Raw genomic sequence first — 18,900 nt, forward strand, 5'->3', positions numbered from 1 at the left:
ATGCTGTTATGGTTATTTGAACAGCTTGCGGGCTATCACAGCTCATTCCAAGTAGTACGCTATTTAACATTACGTTCATTACTCAGTGTTTTGACCGCACTTTCCATTGGGCTGGTGCTTGGACCTGTAATGATTCGTAAGTTGCAAGCGTTAAAATATGGTCAGGCGGTGAGTACGTTTGCTCCTGAAAACCATGCCAAAAAGATGGGTACGCCAACCATGGGTGGGGTACTGATTCTACTTTCGATTGGGATTTCCACTTTACTTTGGGCAGATCTATCGAATCCTTATGTCTGGATTGTCTTGGGCGTGATGGTGATTTTTGGTGCTGTGGGTTGGGCAGATGACTGGATTAAAATCCGTTATAAAGACAATGCGGGTTTGCCAGCACGGAAGAAATTTTTCTGGACGTCAGTTGCCTCTTTAGGTGCGGGAATTGCATTGTATATAATTGCCAAGCAACAAGATAATCCAATTCATACTGCAAATATGCTGGATCTTCTCATCCCATTCTTTAAGAATCTCAGTATTCCATTGTCGGTTATTCCTTTAGGAATTGGATTTATTCTCTTTACCTATTTGGTGATTAATGGAGCCTCTAATGCAGTCAACTTAACGGATGGTCTGGACGGTTTGGCGATTATGCCAATTGTCTTGGTTGCTGCAGGTTTGGGTGTATTTGCTTACTTGGCGGGTGATGTTCGTTTTGCCAATTATTTGCATATTCCTTATGTAAAATATTCGTCTGAATTGGTGGTGATTTGTGCTGCTATGATTGGCGCAGGCTTGGCCTTCCTCTGGTATAACGCACATCCTGCACAAGTCTTCATGGGGGATGTTGGTGCCTTATCACTTGGAGCGATGCTAGGTACCATTGCGGTCATGGTACGTCAAGAAATCGTATTTGCGATTATGGGCGGTGTCTTTGTGGTGGAAGCGATTTCAGTGTTCCTGCAAATCGGTTCGTTACGAATGCGAAATAAACGCGTTTTCTTGATGGCACCTTTACATCATCATTATGAAAAGAAAGGCTGGCGTGAAACCCAAGTGGTGATTCGTTTCTGGATTATCACAATTATGCTGGTGGTTTTGGGTCTAATGACTTTAAAATTGCGTTAAGCAAAATCCGTGAAAATCAGGTCGGCATATGCCGACCTTTTTTATTTTTATGGGCAATTTTTGGAGAATATGATGAATCTACTCATGTGCCCTGTATGTCGTGAGAAATTAAGTTTGGTCGAAAAGACGTGGCAATGTGAGAATCGTCATAGTTACGATGTGGCTAAACAGGGTTATGTGAATTTACATGTGGTGCAACACAAGCACAGTAAAACCCCTGGAGATACAGTTGAATCTGTACAAGCGCGACGTGCATTTTTAAGTGCAGGGTTTTATGCACCCTTACAGCAAGCCGTGGTTGAAAAACTACGTCAACTGCACATTGAAAATCTTTTGGATATTGGTTGCGGTGAAGGTTATTACACTGATGCGATGCAGACAGAGGTGTTGCAATGTGTTGGTGTCGATATTGCGAAAAATGCAGTGCAAGTCGCAGCTAAATTGAATTCGGAGGTGACATGGGTGGTGGGTACGGGGGCGACTTTGCCTGTATTAGATCAATCTATTGATTTGTGTAGCAGTTTATTTAGTCCAATTCCTCAGCAAGAAATATTACGTGTACTGAAGGATAAAGGCTATTTGTTGGTGGTCACACCAGCACCTGAACACTTATTTGCTATTCGAGAGGCTCTATTTGAAGAGGTGAAGCCACATGAGCCGAATAAGTTTGTGCAGCAGTTGGCGCAGGACTTCGACTTGGTTGATTCGCAAGTGGTGAGTGCAGATTTAACACTGCCGCAACAGCAGCTTAAAAATTTGATTGCAATGACCCCTTACGCTTACAAAGCGAAAGTAGAGCGAAGAAATGCCCTAGAAGCTTTAGTTGAGTTTAAAGTGACTGCGCAATTCCAACTCTATTTATTCCAAAAGAAATAAAGCAATAAAAAAGCCCTTTTTGAAAAGGGCTTTTTTATTGCGTGAGTCTGTTATTGAAATTGATCAATGAGATGTTCAATCGCATCTGATTTCTTACTTGGAGCGTTCGGCTGCATGGCAGGTGGAGCTTGATTACTTGGAACCAAGGCTTCATCATCAGGTAGATCATCAAAATCGCGCTCAGGAGCACGTGCAGGTGCTGCTGGTTTAGGGCGATATAAGGGCTGAGCTAATGGTGGTGAAGCGCGGTAATCTTTTTTGGTCTCGCCCTCAATAAATTGGGTGTCGTTATGCAATGTAGGCGCTTTAGCATCTTTGTCAAAATGTACCCACGCCGATGGTGTGCCTTTTAAAGCATTGTCCATAAAGTTGGTCCAAATGGGTAATGCGGCAACGCCACCATATTCACGTCGACCCAAGGTTGCAGGCTGGTCAAATCCAACCCACGCGACCGTAACTAATTTACCATTAAAGCCTGCGAACCAAGCATCTTTCGCATCGTTGGTGGTTCCTGTTTTACCACCTAAATCATCACGGCCAATTTTGAGTGCGGCACGCCCTGTACCATGTTGGATTACATCTTTAAGGATGTTTGCCATATCGAAGGCAGAGCTAGATTTTAAAATTCGTTGTGCTTGACGGTATTCCGCATTGGCTACATGAGGTTCTGTGATCTTCGCTTCGGCACTTTGATTGGTAACATTAATCACTTCATCATCAGGTGTAACAGGTGCAATTTCTGAAGGCTCATTACTAGGTTCATTGATACATTCAATGCAGGCATATTCAGGATTGGCTTGATAAATAACTTTGCCATAAGCATCTTCAATGCGGTCAATAAAATGTGGTTGAATGCGGTAACCGCCATTTGCAAATGTGGCATAGCCTGTCGCCATTTGAATTGGCAGGACTTGTGGTGTACCTAAGGCAATGGTGTAGTTATTTGGAATTTGATCTTCTTGCAAACCAAAATCCATAAACAATTGGCGAGTACGCTCAATACCAACGGCTTGAAGTAAACGTACTGAGACTGTATTTCGAGATAAATATAAAGCACGACGCAATGGGATCATGCCCAGATAGCGCCCATCTGAATTTCGGGGTGACCATTTGCCAATAGTAATAGGACTATCATTAACCATGGTAAAAGGCGTCATACCGCGTTCTAGAGCCAAAGCATAGACAAAGGGTTTAATGGTCGAACCAGGTTGACGCCAGCCTTGTAAAGCTCGGTTAAATTTAGATTGATAAAAATTATATCCTCCGACGACAGCCTCAATTGCACCATTATTTGGATTTAATGCAATCAGTTGTCCTTGGACTTTCGGGATTTGTACCAGCGACCATGAGGTTTTGTCTGCATTCGGTCTTAAGCGAACAATATCTTTGACCTTAACAATTTGAGAAGCACGACTGGGTGCTGGACCAACGCTGTTGGCATTGCGATAAGGGCGTGCCCAAGACATTCCTGACCAAGGAACAGTTACCGTAGAGCCATCTTGCATAAAGGCTTCAAAAGAGTTGTCATTTACTTTGCTGACTTTGGCAGGATAGGTATTGGCATAAGCGGTAAATTGTTTTAAATCTTTATCGTGTGCTTCAGCACCACGCCAACCATGGCGTCTATCATAGGCTTCTAAACCATCTTGTACAGATTGTTCAGCAAATAATTGGCGCTGGCTATTAATCGTGGTGTAGACCTTATAGCCAGAATCTATCGCTTGTTCGCCAAATTTACTGACCAGTTCTGCGCGGACCATTTCACCAACATAGGGAAATTGATTGCTGATACCGCGTTCAGGCATATCGAGATTGATGGGTTCAGCAATCGCATTTTGATATTGTTCTTGATTGATATAACCCAATTGAAGCATACGACCTAAAATCCAGTTGCGACGTTCTAATGCACGCTCAGGATTAGCAACGGGATTATATTTTGAAGGGGCTTTAGGAAGACCTGCAATCATGGCCATTTGGGCGATGCTTAAATCTTCTAAATTTTTGTTGTAGTAAATTTTTGCAGCAGCCGCAATGCCGTAGGCATTTTTACCCAAAAAAATCTTGTTCACATACAGCGTTAGAATTTCTTCTTTACTCAGATTTTGTTCAATCTTTCGGGCGAGGAAAACTTCGGTCAGTTTGCGTTTGAGTGTGCGTTCAGGACTCAGATAATAGTTTTTTGCCACTTGCATGGTAATGGTCGAGCCACCTGTTTGCACATTCGAGCCTGTAATGCTCTCACTCACTGCTCGTCCTAAGCCTTTAAAACTAATCCCACTGTGTTCAAAAAAGGCTGAATCTTCAGCAGCTAAGAAAGCATGAATAAAGGTAGTTGGGATTTGATCATATTCAACTGGAACAGAAAGTTTGCCACCGTATTCTGCAATAAGTTGCTGATCTGCACTATAAACTTGTAATGGTTTTAATAAAGGAGCCTTTTTTAAGATGCTCATTTCAGGCAAAGAGGGGGCAATATAGAGATACATGCCATAAAACCCCATAGGAATTGCGACCAAAACTATAATTATGATCAAAAAAAATGGATGAACACGGCCCGAACAAGATAGCTTTTTCATAACAAGTAAGTTTTAATAGGAGCTAATGGCAAACTAATTGGTGGTCAGTATAGCCGTTTACCGATACGGATTGTTAATGAGTTATTGTATCCGTATAAAATTATAGACCGCAGCCAGTTGGTTAGTTACTTCTATTGGGGATAAAAAAATAATAGGAATAGTATTGTGCTCAGGTTATATCGTAAGCCAAGTAAGGGGTTAATAGGAGTAGATATTAGTTCCACTTCTGTTAAGTTATTAGAGCTGTCTGTAAAAAACGGTCGCTATTGGGTAGAAAGCTATGCTTTGGTCCCGTTACCAGAAGGCAGCGTTGTTGAAAAGAACATTTTGAATCCTGAAGCTATTGGGGAGGCTTTGGAGCGCGCTTTAAATTTAGCAAATGTTCAATCACATGCAGCAGCAATTGCCATTCCGACGTCTATGGTGATCAGTAAAATCATCGAGATGGATGCGGATATGACGGATGATGAGCGTGAAGTCCAAATCCGTATGGATGCTGAACAATATATTCCGTTCCCTTTAGATGAAGTCAGCCTTGACTTTGAAGTTTTACCCGATCGTTTAGCTAACCCGAATCGGGTCAATGTGCTTTTGGTGGCAACACGTCTGGAAAATGTGGAAGCGCGTTCAGAGGTGCTAGAACTGGCTGGAATCACACCTAAAATTGCGGATGTTGAAAGCTTCGCAATGGAAAACGTTTATAAAGTCTTCTCTGACACCATGCCGATGGGCGTGAATACTGTCGGTATTTTAGATATTGGGCATACCATGACCACTTTATCGGTCATGCAAAATGACAAAATTATCTATACCCGCGAGCAGGTTTTTGGTGGAAAGCAACTGACCCAAGAAATCCAGAATCGTTATGGACTGTCATTTGAAGAAGCGGGACGTGCCAAAAAAAGTCGTACGCTTCCTGATGATTATGATGTAGAAGTGCTAGAGCCGTTTCTTGAAGCGGTGGTGCAACAGGCTGCCCGTTCTTTACAGTTTTTCTTTTCATCTTCGCAGTTTAATGAAATCGATCATATTTTATTGGCGGGCGGAAATGCCAATATTCCTGGTTTGGCTAAATTATTGCAACAAAAACTCGGTTACCGCGTCACGATTGCGAACCCATTTTTGCAAATGGGTTTCTCTCCAAAAATAGATATTAAAAAAATTGAAAATGATGCTTCCTCTCTCTTGGTGGCGTGTGGTCTAGCATTGAGGAGTTTTGATTAATGGCAAAAATTAACCTGCTCCCTTGGCGTGATGAGCTGAGAGAGAAACGAAAAAAAGAATTTATTGCGATTTGTATTGGGGCGGCTTTAATTGGGGTGTTATTGGTTGTAGGGGCCTGGTTCTATTACAACTATAAGCTTGAAGACCAAGAACAAGCGAATCAGCTTATTATCAGTACCAATCAAAACTTGGATGTACAACTAAAATCTTTAGAAGGTTTACAAGAGCAACGTAATGCAATTGTAGAACGTATGAAGTTGATCCAGGGTCTGCAAAGTCAACGTCCAATTGCCGTGCGTTTAATTGATGAAATGGCGCGTGTCGTCCCTGCGAACTTATATATTACTAAGTTCAGTCGTATTGGCGATAAATTTACTATTGAAGGTAAGGCAGAAAGTCCAAATGCAGTAGCTGAATTTTTACGTAATTTAGAAGCTTCAGCTTGGTATCGTAATGCCTTTATGGATTCCTTCGTGGCTGTGGAAGATAATAAAAATAAAGCGCCGAGTTCAATTGTTCCTCGTGTTGAGGATAGTTATGGCAGCTTTGTGGTAACTGCAGATTTGGATGAGATTGCTATGCCGACGGATGCAGCGAATGAAGCTGCAGGTTCTATGGCGGTAGCGGCAAATGATGCAAATGCAGCAGCTAGTTCAACAGCGGGGGCAGCACAATGAGTCGTGATGAGTTTGATGATCTAAATCAAGAAGCCGTTGTTAAAACTAAGAAAAAAATGACAGTAGATAAGTTTTTTCAACAATTTAACACGTTGGACCCGAATAATTACGGCAGTTGGCCATTATCAGTCAAAATTACCTGCTGGATTTTTATTGTCTTTTTAATTTGTGCGGTTGGCTATTTTGTTGTGATCAAGCCGCAATTAGATGCGATTTCTAGCGCACATGCGCAAGAGCAAAACTTGCTAAATGAATTCAGAGAAAAGGATTCTAAGTTACGTAATTTGCAACAATATCAAGCTCAGTTGCAGGAAATGGAGGCGAACTTTAATCAGCAATTGGAGCAATTGCCAAAGGAAACTGAAATTCCAGGTCTGGTTGAAGACATTAACGTGACAGGTGTGAATTCTGGGCTTAAATTTAAAAATATTCGTTTAGAGCCTGAAGTCAAACAAGAGTTTTTTGTTGAGCAGCCAATTAGTATTGAAGCGACAGGCGATTATCATGCCTTTGGTTCTTTTGCGAGTGGCATTGCAGCATTACCTCGAATTGTGACCTTACATGATTTTGATATCAGTTCTTCAATTAGTACGGATAAAAAATCTGAAATTCCACAAGTGACTTATGTTGCGAAGGCACGTACCTATCGCTATATCGGTAATACAGAGAATCAAAATGTGGCAGCTGGTGCGAATGCTACAACTCCTCCTGCTCAAGTTACTCCAGAAGGAGCGAAGAAATGAAATTTGAGAAAATAGCATTTGCTTTGATGTTCGGGCTGGTTTTGGTGGGGTGTGATTCACGTATTGATGCGGTAAACATGGAAATGGTAAATATTCGTAATCAGCAACCTTTGCCGATTGAACCAGCGCCTGTTTTCCCACCTGTACCGACATTCAATTATGCAGCGCATCAATTGAAAAGTCCGTTTATGCCAAGTTCTTTGGCAGCAGAATTAAAAATTATGTCGGGTAAGCGAGTGTATCCGAATTTTTCGCGTCAGTCGCAGCCATTGGAAAGTTATGCTTTAGAATCCTTAAATATGAAGGGGAGTATGCGTAATCAGTCTGGGCAAATTTTGGGGTTAATCCAAACGCCTGATGGTGAAATTGAGCGTGTGCAAGTCGGAAATTACATGGGGATGAATCAAGGGCGAATTGTGAAAATTACGCCTACACAGATTGATCTTGTGGAAATTATTCCCGATGGTCGAGAGGGGTATGTTGAGCGCCCGCGTAGCCTTGTCTTAATTGGACCCGCGCCTTAATTCAAAGGAATAAAAATGAAAAACAGTATTCAAGATTTTATATTTGGGGATGGTAATACAATGAATCATATTTTCCGTCAATTCTCTATGGGTGCGGTTGCCATGGCTGTCATGCAAGCTGCCAGTGCACAAGTTAGCATCACGAATGTCGTACCTATGCAAGTACCTGGACAAGGGACTGAAATTCGTGTGATGTTTAACGGAATACCACCACAGCCTCAAGCTTACCAACTTGAACAACCATCAAGACTGATTTTAGATTTTGATAAAGCGCAACAAACACTAAAGCAAAATAATATTCAGGTTGCGACAAAAGAAGCCAGTTCTGTCGATGTATCTTCAGACGCGCAGCGTTCTCGATTAACTATTAATCTTGCAGATGCAGGTGCTTTCACTACCCGTGTTGAAGGTAATACCTTTATTCTTAAAATAAATGCGACTGATAATAGTTTTGCGACTCCTGTAGCAACAACGGCTAAAGCGCCATCACAAGGTGTTTCCAATATTGGTTTTCAACGTGGTTCAGAAGGTGAAGGTCAGGTTGTTATTGATTTGCTCGGCAGCAATACGCCAGCAGATGTGCAGCAACAAGGGAGTAAAATTGTGGTGCGTATGTTGGGAAGTAAAATTCCGGCACATTTGACTCGCCGCCTCAATGTCAATGATTTTGCAACACCTGTAGCAACAGTAGATGCTTATAATGATGGTAATAGTGGTGTAATTACTATTCAGTCCTCTGGTAGCTATGAGTACATGGCTTACCAAGCTGAGAATAAGTTAACGATCAGCTTAAAGCGTCCTGTCGATAAGAATCCAATGAAACCGCGTACAGCTAATAACTACACGGGTAAGAAGATTTCATTGGATTTCCAAGATATTGAGGTACGTCGTGTATTGCAATTATTGGCAGATTTTACTGGTATTAATATGGTGGCTGCCGATACGGTACAAGGCAATATCACCTTGCGTCTGAAAGATGTGCCATGGGACCAAGCTCTTGATATTATTTTAAAAACAAAAAACTTAGACAAGCGTCGTAATGGGAATGTGATTTGGATTGCACCAGTTGCTGAATTGATCAAGTCTGAAGAAGATGAAGCCAAAGCGATAGCGCAGAGTGTTAAGTTAGCACCAATTCAAACTGAATATTTACGTTTAAGTTATGCTAAAGCAGCGGATGTTTTTAAACTTGTAACAGATTCTAGAAAGGAAGCTGGTAAAAATACAGGTGTAAATAATCAAGACTCTTTAGCTTTAGAAAGTTTATTAAGTTCAAGAGGAAGTATTGTTTCAGATGATCGTACGAATACGTTAATCGTAAATGATACAGCGCAAAACATAGACAAAATTAGAAAAATGGTTGATTTGCTGGATGTACAAGTACAGCAGGTTATGGTTGAAGCACGCATCGTACGAGCATCTACTTCATTTACTAAAGAGATGGGAGTGAAGTGGGGGATTCTTTCACAAGGGATTAATAGCAATAACGATCTCTTAGTGGGTGGTAGTGATCAAACTTTATGGGATTTAAAAACCCCAGATGATGATGGAAAATACACTATTCAGCGTCCAGATAATTTAAACGTTGATTTGGGGGTGACCAATCCTGCGGGTCAGATTGCCTTTAGCTTGATTAGCCTGTCCGATTTTATGTTGGATCTTGAACTCTCAGCTTTACAAGCAGATGGCTATGGCGAGGTGATCTCAACACCAAAAGTTTTGACTGGAGATAAACAAAAGGCCAAGGTAGCGACAGGTCAAGAAGTACCTTATCAAACCACAACGAACTCTGCTTCTGGCTCAACAGCAACTACCTCATTCAAAGAAGCGCTGCTCAGTTTGGAAGTTACGCCAAGTATTACCCCAGACGGTAAAGTGCAAATGCAGCTTGATATTGCGAAAGACTCGATTGCAGGCGAAGCGCCAAATGGTGAGTTGATATTAAACAAAAACACAATTACGACCAATGTTTTGGTCAATAATGGCGAAACAGTGATTTTGGGTGGTGTATTTGAGCAGACAACCAGTAACTCGCAAACTAAGGTGCCGTTCTTGGGGGATATTCCTTATATCGGAAGATTGTTTAGAAAAGATACCAAGTCGGATGACAAGCAAGAGCTGTTGATTTTTGTGACACCACGAATTGTTAATGACAGTGTTTCAAGAAATCATTAATATATTTTCAATTTAAACAAAATTAATAGGTGACTCCTTGCCAAGCAAAGAGTTTAATTCCCTACCAAATATCTATTTGGTAGGGCCAATGGGGGCAGGAAAAACAACAGTCGGACGGCATTTGGCAGAATTGTTGGGCCGTGAATTTCTCGATAGTGATCATGAGATTGAACGAAAAACAGGTGCAACCATTCCTTGGATCTTTGAGAAAGAAGGTGAAACAGGATTTCGTACTCGTGAAACTATTGTGATTGATGAGTTGACTGCCCGACCACATTTAGTCTTAGCGACTGGTGGTGGTGCAGTGACTCAGGCTCCTAACCGTAATTTTCTAAAACAACGTGGTATTGTTGTTTATCTCTATACTCCTGTTGAAATTCAACTTCAGCGTACTTATCGCGATAAAAACCGTCCTCTCCTACAGGTTGAAAATCCTGAGCAAAAACTGCGTGATTTACTTGCGATTCGTGATCCTTTATATCGGGATGTGGCTCATTATATTATTGAAACCAATCAAGGTGCCGCACGAGATCTTGCACATAAAATCTTAACGATGATTACCACACAACCTATTGATTGAATACCGAAGTAATTGAACTCATGCAAACTTTATATGTAGAACTCGGTGAACGCCGTTACCCTATCTTCATTGGTAGTGATTTAAACCCTCATGATTTACTGGCGCCGTATATTCTCGGGCAGCAAGTCATGATTGTGACCAATACCACCGTTCAGCCTTTGTATTTAGAGCATTATGTAAAAGCTGTTGACGCATTGGGTAAAAAGGTTGCTACTTGTGTTTTGCCTGATGGTGAAAAATATAAAGATATTCAACATCTGAATTTGATTTTTGATGCTTTGCTTGAAGCAGGTTTTAACCGCGATTGTACAGTATTGGCTTTGGGTGGTGGAGTGATTGGTGATATGGCGGGCTTTGCATCAGCATGTTTCCAGCGTGGTGTATATTTTATCCAAGTCCCAACGACATTATTATCACAAGTAGATTCTAGTGTTGGTGGCAAGACAGGGATCAATCATCCTTTGGGTAAAAATATGATTGGAGCATTTCAGCAACCACAAGTGGTACTGGCAGATATGTCTCAATTGAAAAGCTTGCCTGATCGTGAACTGTCTGCTGGTTTAGCTGAAGTGATTAAGTATGCCTTGCTCGGAGATGAGGATTTTTTAGTCTGGCTTGAAACAAATATGGATGGCTTGGTCGCACGTGATCCTCATTTATTGGCTGAAGCAGTCTATCGTTCTTGTGCACATAAGGCACGTATAGTGGCAAATGATGAAAAAGAGCAAGGCGAGCGTGCATTGTTGAATTTGGGTCATACCTTTGGTCATGCGATTGAATCCTATCTAGGATATGGGGTGTGGTTGCATGGTGAAGCTGTTGCAACGGGAATGGTCATGGCTGCAGATTTATCACAACGCATGGGTTGGATTTCTGTAGCAGACTTAGAGCGTACAAAAAAAATCATACAGCGTGCAGGTTTGCCGATAGTATGTCCGGCAATTCCATTGGATGACTTCTTGGGTTATATGGCACATGACAAGAAAGTACTGAATGGTCAGCTTAGATTGGTGCTGTTAAAACAGTTGGGTCAAGCAATCATTACCAAAGAGTTTGATGTTGAACTGATGAAACAGGCGATTCTAGCCAATCAAACAATATAAAGGTGAAATTATGACAACACTCCGCAAATATTGGAAAAATACACAGGGTTATATCTGGCTTGTGGGCGGAGTGTTATGTCTTTTTGTGGCATTGATATTTTGGGCGGGATCGGACAGTAGTGAAGAGCTGGTCGAAGTCAATAAAAAGGTGGAGTCTGATGCTGAGCTGCAAATCCAACCAGCCCGTGTCACAGCCACAACCAATTTAGGCACTTTACAAGAAGAAGTTCGCCCTATTACACAGACTACTCGAGTTATTGCTACGGGAAATCATGCGAATGAATTCCGAGGAAGTAAATTCATTGAGGAACAGAAAAATAAGTCAAGCTTAGAATTATTTAGTGTGACTGAAGAAGACATTATTAAAAGTTTTTTAAATAAACAGGGTGATCGAAAAAATTATTTTTATTTGCGATTGGCTGGGGATCAACAACAAGAGCGATATGTTTTATTTTACGGTTTATATTCGAGTGAAAGAGAAGCGAATCAAGCACGCGAGCAACTCAATTTTAAATTGCCTGCTTCTGTCCACCCTAAAGTGATAGCCTTGGAAGATTATGTATCACAAGTCAATGATATGGGGATGGAGGAGTTACAAGGTTCCTCAGTTTTGTATCAAGTTAAATTAAGTCCTGCAGCTTTGCCAAAACCAGATACAGCTTTAATGGATTTAAGTAAACCGAAAGCTGCAGGTACAACAGTGAATAGCTCAGATACAGGTAATGTATCTACCAGTACAACTGTGACTCGTCGAGATGCTGAAGGCAATGTGATTGATGTGCAAAAATCTCAATCGCATGCAGAGACAGGAACCAAATCAGCCACTTCACCGACCAACTCAAATTCATCTGTGCGCCAAGAAATTGCAGATCCATTTAATTAATCGTTCTAAAATAGAGCACATTGTGCTATACCAATAATTAAATGCGCAAAAATGGTGCAATTAATATAAGACTTCAAATGCTCTAATTCAGGTCGAACACTTGATATTTCTGTATTTAAAAGAATTAGATTTAATAATCTTAAGTTGGCATATTTTTTGCTTAAATGGTGCATGATTTGAGTTGATGTCACTATTTTGGCGCGAAAAGATTCAAAGAGTGTGCGAAAACATCAAGATTGCTTGCTTTAAAAGAGTGCGCAAAAGTCGCAATAGTTTTTTGCATTTCGGTCATGTACAAAAGATAAAATCAGTCTATCTTTGACATGAGAGTGCAAGATCATTGCATTAAATTGATCTTAGTGTGAGAAAGTTAGACTAAGTCGCAAAGAAGTTAGATAGTCAGCGCCCGATTCAGGGCCAAGTAGAAAGAAGGGTACGCTATGCACATGCCATCGCCTAATACTGTAGCTCCCGCTCAAGGTTTATACCAACCGGATGAGTTTAAAGATAACTGTGGTTTCGGCCTTATTGCTCATATGCAAGGGGACGAGAGTCATGATCTGGTCAAGACCGCCATTCATAGCTTGAGCTGTATGACCCACCGTGGTGGTATTGCCGCCGATGGTAAGACCGGAGATGGGTGTGGTTTATTATTGGCGATGCCGAAACAGTTCTTCCGCGAAGAAGCAAAAAAACTGAGCGATATTACTCTCAGTGAAATTTTCGCTGTTGGTACAGTTTTCCTTAACTTGGACCCAGCAATCGCTGCGTATTCAAAGCAAATTCTGAGCAAAGAAATTGAAGACGAAGGTTTGCGCGTTCTTGCTTGGCGTGTAGTGCCGACAAACAATGCAGCACTCGGTGAAATTGCGATGCAATCTTTGCCAGCCTTTGAACAAATTATTGTGAACTGCCCTATGGGAGTTACTGAGGTTGAATTTAACCGTAAGTTATTCTTGGCACGTCGTCGTGCAGAGCAGCAACTTAGTAATGATCCATCATTCTATGTAACAACACTGTGTTCAACAGTCATCAGTTATAAAGGTTTGATGATGCCTGCTGCAATTGCAGACTTCTATACAGATCTTGCAGATGAGCGTTTAGCATCACATATCGTGGTATTCCACCAACGTTTCTCAACCAATACTTTACCGCGTTGGCCATTGGCTCAACCATTCCGTTACCTTGCACACAATGGTGAGATCAATACCATTACGGCAAACCGTAACTGGGCAATGGCGCGTACACCGAAGTTTGAAAATCCATTATTGCCAGGTTTAACTGAGCTTAAGCCGATTGTAAACCGTACAGGTTCAGACTCTTCAAGCTTGGATAACATGCTTGAAATACTGGTCGGTGGCGGTATGGATCTATTCCGTGCTCTACGGATGTTGGTTCCACCAGCTTGGCAAAACGTTGAAACTTTAGATGCTGACTTACGTGCATTCTATGAGTTTAACTCGAAGCACATGGAAGCATGGGATGGCCCTGCTGGTTTAGTAATTCAAGATGGTCGTCATGCGATCTGTATGCTAGACCGTAATGGTTTACGTCCAGCGCGTTGGGTGATTACCAAAAATGGTTACATTACTTTAGCCTCTGAAATTGGTGTTTGGGATTATCAGCCTGAAGATGTAATTTCTAAAGGTCGTGTTGGTCCTGGTCAAATTCTTGTAGTAGATACCTTTACTGGTAAATTGCTTGATACTAAAGATGTCAGCAACCACTTGAAAAAAATGCGTCCATATCGTGAATGGTTGCGTGAAAATTCAATTCGCCTGCAAGGCAGCCCAGAACTTGAAGAATATTTGTGTGAGCAAGGCTTAAAAGGTGATGACCTGAAAGCAGCGCAAAAAATGTTTATGGTGACCTTTGAAGAGCGTGATCAACTACTGCGTCCGATTGCTGAAAGTGGTCAGGAAGCTGTAGGTTCAATGGGTGATGATACCCCTATGGCGGTGTTGTCGCGTCAAGTACGTCATGTATCGGATTACTTCCGTCAACAGTTTGCGCAAGTAACAAATCCGCCAATCGATCCATTACGTGAATCAATTGTGATGTCATTGGAAACATGCTTTGGTCGTGAGCAAAATGTATTTGAACAAGGTCCAGAACATGCAGATCGTTTAATTGTCTCAAGTCCTGTACTGTCAAACTCGAAAATGCATCAAATCCGTACTTTAGGTCGTAAGGGTTATGAAATTGCAGATATCGATTTGAACTACGCTGAGAGTGAAGGTTTAGAGGCAGCAATCACGCGTATCTGTGAAGAATCTGCACAAGCAATTCGTGATGGCAAAACTTTATTATTACTTTCGGATAAGAAAATCCGTGAAGGCTATTTACCTGCAAATGCTGTAATGGCAACAGGGGCAGTACATCATCACTTGATTAATGTCGGTTTACGTACTGATGCCAACATTATTGTGGAAACGGGTTTTGCTCGTGACCCACATCAATTTGCAGTGATTTTAGGTTTTGGTGCAACAGCAATTTATCCATATTTAGCTTACGATGTAATCAATGACTTGATTGCAAAAGGCGAGTTATTGGGTGATCCAATTCATGCACAAGCAAATTTCCGTAAAGGTATTGATAAAGGTCTACTTAAAGTCCTATCAAAAATGGGGATTTCAACAGTAGCATCTTACCGCGGTGGTCAGTTGTTTGAGGCAGTAGGTTTGTCTGAAGAAGTTGTAGGCAAATGCTTTACTGGTGTGCCAAGCCGTATTAAAGGTGCAACTTTTGTTGACCTTGAAAATGATCAGAAAAAATTGGCTGATACTGCTTGGAAATCACGTAAGCCAATCGATCAGGGCGGTTTATTGAAGTTTGTATTCGACAAGGAATACCATGCATTTAACCCTGATGTGATTAATGCGTTGCATAAAGCAGTACGTTCAGGTAACTATGCTGACTTTAAAGAATATGCTGAGTTGGTAAATCATCGCCCGATTGCAACCATCCGTGACTTATTTAAGTTAAAAACAGATAACTCGATTGCTTTAGAGCAAGTTGAGTCGGTTGAATCAATTTTGCCACGTTTTGACTCTGCGGGTATGTCTTTGGGTGCATTGTCTCCTGAAGCGCATGAAGCAATTGCAATTGCTATGAATACGATTGGTGGTCGCTCGAACTCAGGTGAGGGCGGTGAAGATCCTGCACGTTACGGTACGATTCGTAACTCAAAAATCAAACAGATTGCATCTGGTCGTTTTGGTGTAACACCAGCGTACTTAACTTCTGCTGAAGTGTTGCAGATTAAAGTGGCGCAAGGTGCAAAACCAGGTGAAGGTGGTCAGTTGCCAGGTGGTAAAGTGAATGGCTTAATTGCACGTTTACGTTACTCGGTGCCAGGTGTGACATTGATTTCACCACCTCCGCACCACGATATTTATTCGATTGAAGACTTGTCGCAATTGATCTTTGACTTGAAACAAGTCAATCCAAAAGCGATGGTTTCTGTAAAACTGGTTTCTGAGCCAGGTGTAGGTACAATTGCCGCAGGTGTTGCAAAAGCCTATGCCGATTTCATTACCATTTCAGGTTATGACGGCGGTACAGCAGCATCTCCACTTTCATCAATTCACCATGCGGGTTCACCATGGGAGTTGGGTCTTTCTGAAGCACATCAAGCGCTTCGTGTGAATGACCTGCGTGGGAAAGTTCGTGTACAAACCGATGGTGGTTTAAAAACTGGTTTAGACGTGGTTAAAGCTGCGATTTTAGGTGCGGAAAGCTTCGGCTTTGGTTCAACACCAATGATTGCTTTAGGTTGTAAATACCTACGTATTTGCCACTTGAACAACTGTGCAACTGGTGTTGCAACACAACAAGATCATTTACGTCAGGAACACTACATTGGTGAACCTGAAATGTTAATCAATTTCTTCCACTTTATTGCGGAAGAAACACGTGAATGGTTAGCGGCATTGGGTGTAGCTAGCTTGAAAGATTTGATTGGTCGTACTGACTTGCTCGAAGTATTGCCAGGTGAAACTGAAAAGCACGCTCACTTAGATTTAAGTGCACTGCTTGAGTCACATCCTGCGGCTGAAGGTAAGGCACAATATTGTCAAGTTGAAGGCAATGCACCATTCGATAAAGGTGTGTTAGCAGAGCAGATGGTGACAGAAATGTTGCCAGCAATTGAAGCTGGTACGGGCGGTGAATATAGCTTCACGGTTGGTAACTGTGACCGTTCAATTGGTGCACGTATCTCTGGTGAAATTGCGCGTCGTTACGGCAATTTAGATATGGAAGCGCATCCTGTTGTGATGAACCTGAAAGGTACTGCGGGTCAGTCTTTAGGGGTGTGGAACGCAGGTGGTTTGCATATCAAGCTTGAAGGTGATGCGAACGACTATGTCGGTAAAGGCATGGCGGGTGGTCGCGTATCGATTTTCCCACCAAAAGGTTCGCCGTTCCAAACGCAAGAAACTGCGATTATTGGTAACACTTGTTTATACGGTGCGACAGGCGGTAAGTTATTTGCTGCGGGTACTGCGGGCGAGCGTTTCGCAGTACGCAACTCAGGTGCCTTTGCTGTCATTGAAGGTGCAGGTGACCACTGCTGTGAATATATGACAGGCGGTGTAGTGACGGTACTGGGCAAAGTTGGCCACAATTTCGGTGCGGGTATGACAGGTGGTTTTGCTTATGTACTTGACTTGGATAATGACTTTGTCGACTACTACAACCACGAGTTAATTGAGTTGAACCGTATCTCAACAGAATCGATGGAAGAGCATAAAGAGTTCTTATTGCGTATTCTAGATGAGCATATTGCTGAAACAGGTAGTGCGTGGGCGTACAAGATCCGCAACGAGTTCGATTTTTACAGCCGTAAATTCTGGCTTGTAAAACCAAAAGCTGCTAACTTGCTTACGCTTTTGAAAACGACCAAAGCTGATCCACAATAATTCCACTACTGCAGATATATAGGCAGGTGCAGCAGAGAAAAAGGACTGCACCTACCCACGGAGAGAGACATGGCAGAGCGCCTAAATAATGACTTTCAATTCCTGGATGTCGCACGCCAAGACCCAGAGAAAAAAGATATTACTGTCCGCAAAGCAGAGTTTGTGGAAATTTATAAACCCTTTACTGCGGAAGTGGCTGCCAATCAGACCCACCGTTGTTTAGGCTGTGGTAACCCATATTGTGAATGGAAATGTCCAGTCCATAACTACATTCCAAACTGGTTAAAATTGATTGCTGAAGGTCGTATTTTCCAAGCAGCAGAGCTTTGCCATCAAACCAATACCTTACCAGAGGTGTGTGGTCGAGTTTGTCCTCAAGACCGTTTGTGTGAAGGGGCATGTACCTTAAATGATGGTTTTGGTGCAGTAACGATTGGTAATGCCGAAAAATATATCAATGATACAGCTTTTGCTTTGGGCTGGCGTCCAGACATGTCCCATGTGAAATGGACCAACAAAAAAGTTGCGATTATTGGTGCTGGACCTGCGGGTTTAGGTTGTGCTGATATTTTGGTGCGTAACGGGGTAAAACCAGTAGTATTTGATAAACGTCCTGAAATTGGTGGTTTATTAACCTTTGGTATTCCTGAATTTAAAATGGAAAAAGACGTGATGAAACGTCGTCGTGAAATTTTCACGGGGATGGGCGTTGAGTTCCGTTTAAATACTGAAATTGGTACGGACATTACCATCGAACAGTTACTTGCAGATTATGATGCTGTGTTCATGGGTATGGGGACTTATACCTACATGAAGGGTGGCTTCCCAGGGGAAGATCTGGATGGTGTTTATGATGCTCTGGACTTTCTGATTGCCAATGTGAACCGTTGCCAAGGCTGGGAAAAAGATCCAAGCGAATACATCAGTGTTGATGGTAAAAAAGTGGTTGTGCTGGGTGGTGGCGATACTGCGATGGATTGTAACCGTACCTCATTGCGTCAGGGCGCGCATGATGTAACCTGCGCATACCGCCGTGACGAAAGCAACATGCCAGGTTCTGCGCGTGAAGTGAAAAATGCCTATGAAGAAGGTGTAAAGTTCCTATTCAACCGTCAACCAATTGAAATTGTTGGTGAAAATGGAAAAGTGACTGGTGTGAAATTTGTAACCACACAAATGGGTGAGCCAGATAGTCGTGGTCGTCGTAGCCCAGAACCTGTTCCAGGTTCTGAAGAAATTTTACCAGCAGATGCAGTATTACTTGCATTTGGTTTCCGTCCGAGTCCTGCTGACTGGTTTGCAGGGGCGAATATTGGTTTAGATGGTTCGGGTCGAGTTGTTGCTATTGAAAAACAACAATATAAATTCCAAACGTCTAACCCGAAAATCTTCGCAGGTGGCGACATGGTGCGTGGTTCTGACTTGGTTGTAACCGCTATCTGGGAAGGTCGTCAAGCCGCAGAAGGTATTTTAGATTACCTAGATGTGTAAGAAGGAT

General features: G+C 42.1%; 13 protein-coding genes. 12 read left to right on the forward strand and 1 reads right to left on the reverse strand.

The window, feature by feature from the left end; translation table 11 throughout:
• Window positions 1–1,119: a phospho-N-acetylmuramoyl-pentapeptide-transferase gene (gene mraY / locus MP622_RS15375; RefSeq protein WP_243791676.1), complete on the forward strand. Its 1,119-nt coding sequence runs from the start codon at window positions 1–3 to the stop codon at window positions 1,117–1,119.
• Window positions 1,120–1,191: 72 nt separating this feature from the next.
• Window positions 1,192–1,995 carry a putative RNA methyltransferase gene (locus MP622_RS15380; RefSeq protein WP_243791678.1) on the forward strand — a complete coding sequence of 268 codons (804 nt, stop codon included), beginning with the start codon at window positions 1,192–1,194 and terminating at the stop codon, window positions 1,993–1,995.
• A 50-nt stretch (window positions 1,996–2,045) separates the two neighbouring features.
• Here the strand turns inward: MP622_RS15380 and ponA are convergent, their stop codons facing one another.
• Window positions 2,046–4,571, reverse strand: coding sequence for a penicillin-binding protein PBP1a (ponA, locus tag MP622_RS15385; RefSeq protein WP_243791680.1), 2,526 nt, complete (start codon window positions 4,569–4,571; stop codon window positions 2,046–2,048).
• A gap of 165 nt (window positions 4,572–4,736) precedes the next feature.
• Between ponA and MP622_RS15390 the strand changes: the two genes are divergently transcribed.
• The 10 genes from MP622_RS15390 (at window position 4,737) to MP622_RS15435 (ending at window position 18,893) form a co-directional block, all read left to right on the forward strand.
• Complete coding sequence (locus tag MP622_RS15390) at window positions 4,737–5,795, forward strand: pilus assembly protein PilM (protein WP_243791682.1); 1,059 nt, start codon at window positions 4,737–4,739, stop codon at window positions 5,793–5,795.
• Window positions 5,795–6,472, forward strand: coding sequence for a PilN domain-containing protein (locus MP622_RS15395; protein ID WP_044739695.1), 678 nt, complete (start codon window positions 5,795–5,797; stop codon window positions 6,470–6,472). Before MP622_RS15390 ends, MP622_RS15395 begins: the two co-directional genes overlap by 1 nt.
• Window positions 6,469–7,215 (forward strand): type 4a pilus biogenesis protein PilO, encoded by a 747-nt coding sequence (locus tag MP622_RS15400; RefSeq protein WP_243791683.1) that lies wholly within the window; start codon window positions 6,469–6,471, stop codon window positions 7,213–7,215. Before MP622_RS15395 ends, MP622_RS15400 begins: the two co-directional genes overlap by 4 nt.
• Window positions 7,212–7,739 carry a pilus assembly protein PilP gene (locus MP622_RS15405; protein ID WP_016168706.1) on the forward strand — a complete coding sequence of 176 codons (528 nt, stop codon included), beginning with the start codon at window positions 7,212–7,214 and terminating at the stop codon, window positions 7,737–7,739. Before MP622_RS15400 ends, MP622_RS15405 begins: the two co-directional genes overlap by 4 nt.
• Before the next feature lie 60 nt (window positions 7,740–7,799).
• Entirely contained in the window at window positions 7,800–9,914 is a 2,115-nt protein-coding gene (locus tag MP622_RS15410; RefSeq protein ID WP_171284997.1) for a type IV pilus secretin PilQ family protein, read from the forward strand.
• Between the two features lie 37 nt (window positions 9,915–9,951).
• Window positions 9,952–10,494, forward strand: coding sequence for a shikimate kinase AroK (gene aroK / locus MP622_RS15415; protein WP_016168704.1), 543 nt, complete (start codon window positions 9,952–9,954; stop codon window positions 10,492–10,494).
• 20 nt (window positions 10,495–10,514) lie between these two features.
• Window positions 10,515–11,597, forward strand: a complete 1,083-nt coding sequence (aroB, locus tag MP622_RS15420) for a 3-dehydroquinate synthase (protein WP_243791685.1) — start codon at window positions 10,515–10,517, stop codon at window positions 11,595–11,597.
• Between the two features lie 10 nt (window positions 11,598–11,607).
• A complete protein-coding gene (locus tag MP622_RS15425; protein WP_243791687.1) occupies window positions 11,608–12,480 on the forward strand; it encodes a hypothetical protein in 873 nt (290 codons plus the stop codon).
• Between the two features lie 446 nt (window positions 12,481–12,926).
• Window positions 12,927–17,402: a glutamate synthase large subunit gene (gene gltB / locus MP622_RS15430; RefSeq protein WP_243793562.1), complete on the forward strand. Its 4,476-nt coding sequence runs from the start codon at window positions 12,927–12,929 to the stop codon at window positions 17,400–17,402.
• A gap of 69 nt (window positions 17,403–17,471) precedes the next feature.
• A complete protein-coding gene (locus MP622_RS15435) occupies window positions 17,472–18,893 on the forward strand; it encodes an FAD-dependent oxidoreductase (protein ID WP_044739690.1) in 1,422 nt (473 codons plus the stop codon).
• The last annotated feature ends 7 nt before the right edge of the window (window positions 18,894–18,900 follow it).

Source organism: Acinetobacter sp. PK01 (genome assembly GCF_022819285.1).
GTDB lineage: Bacteria > Pseudomonadota > Gammaproteobacteria > Pseudomonadales > Moraxellaceae > Acinetobacter > Acinetobacter tandoii.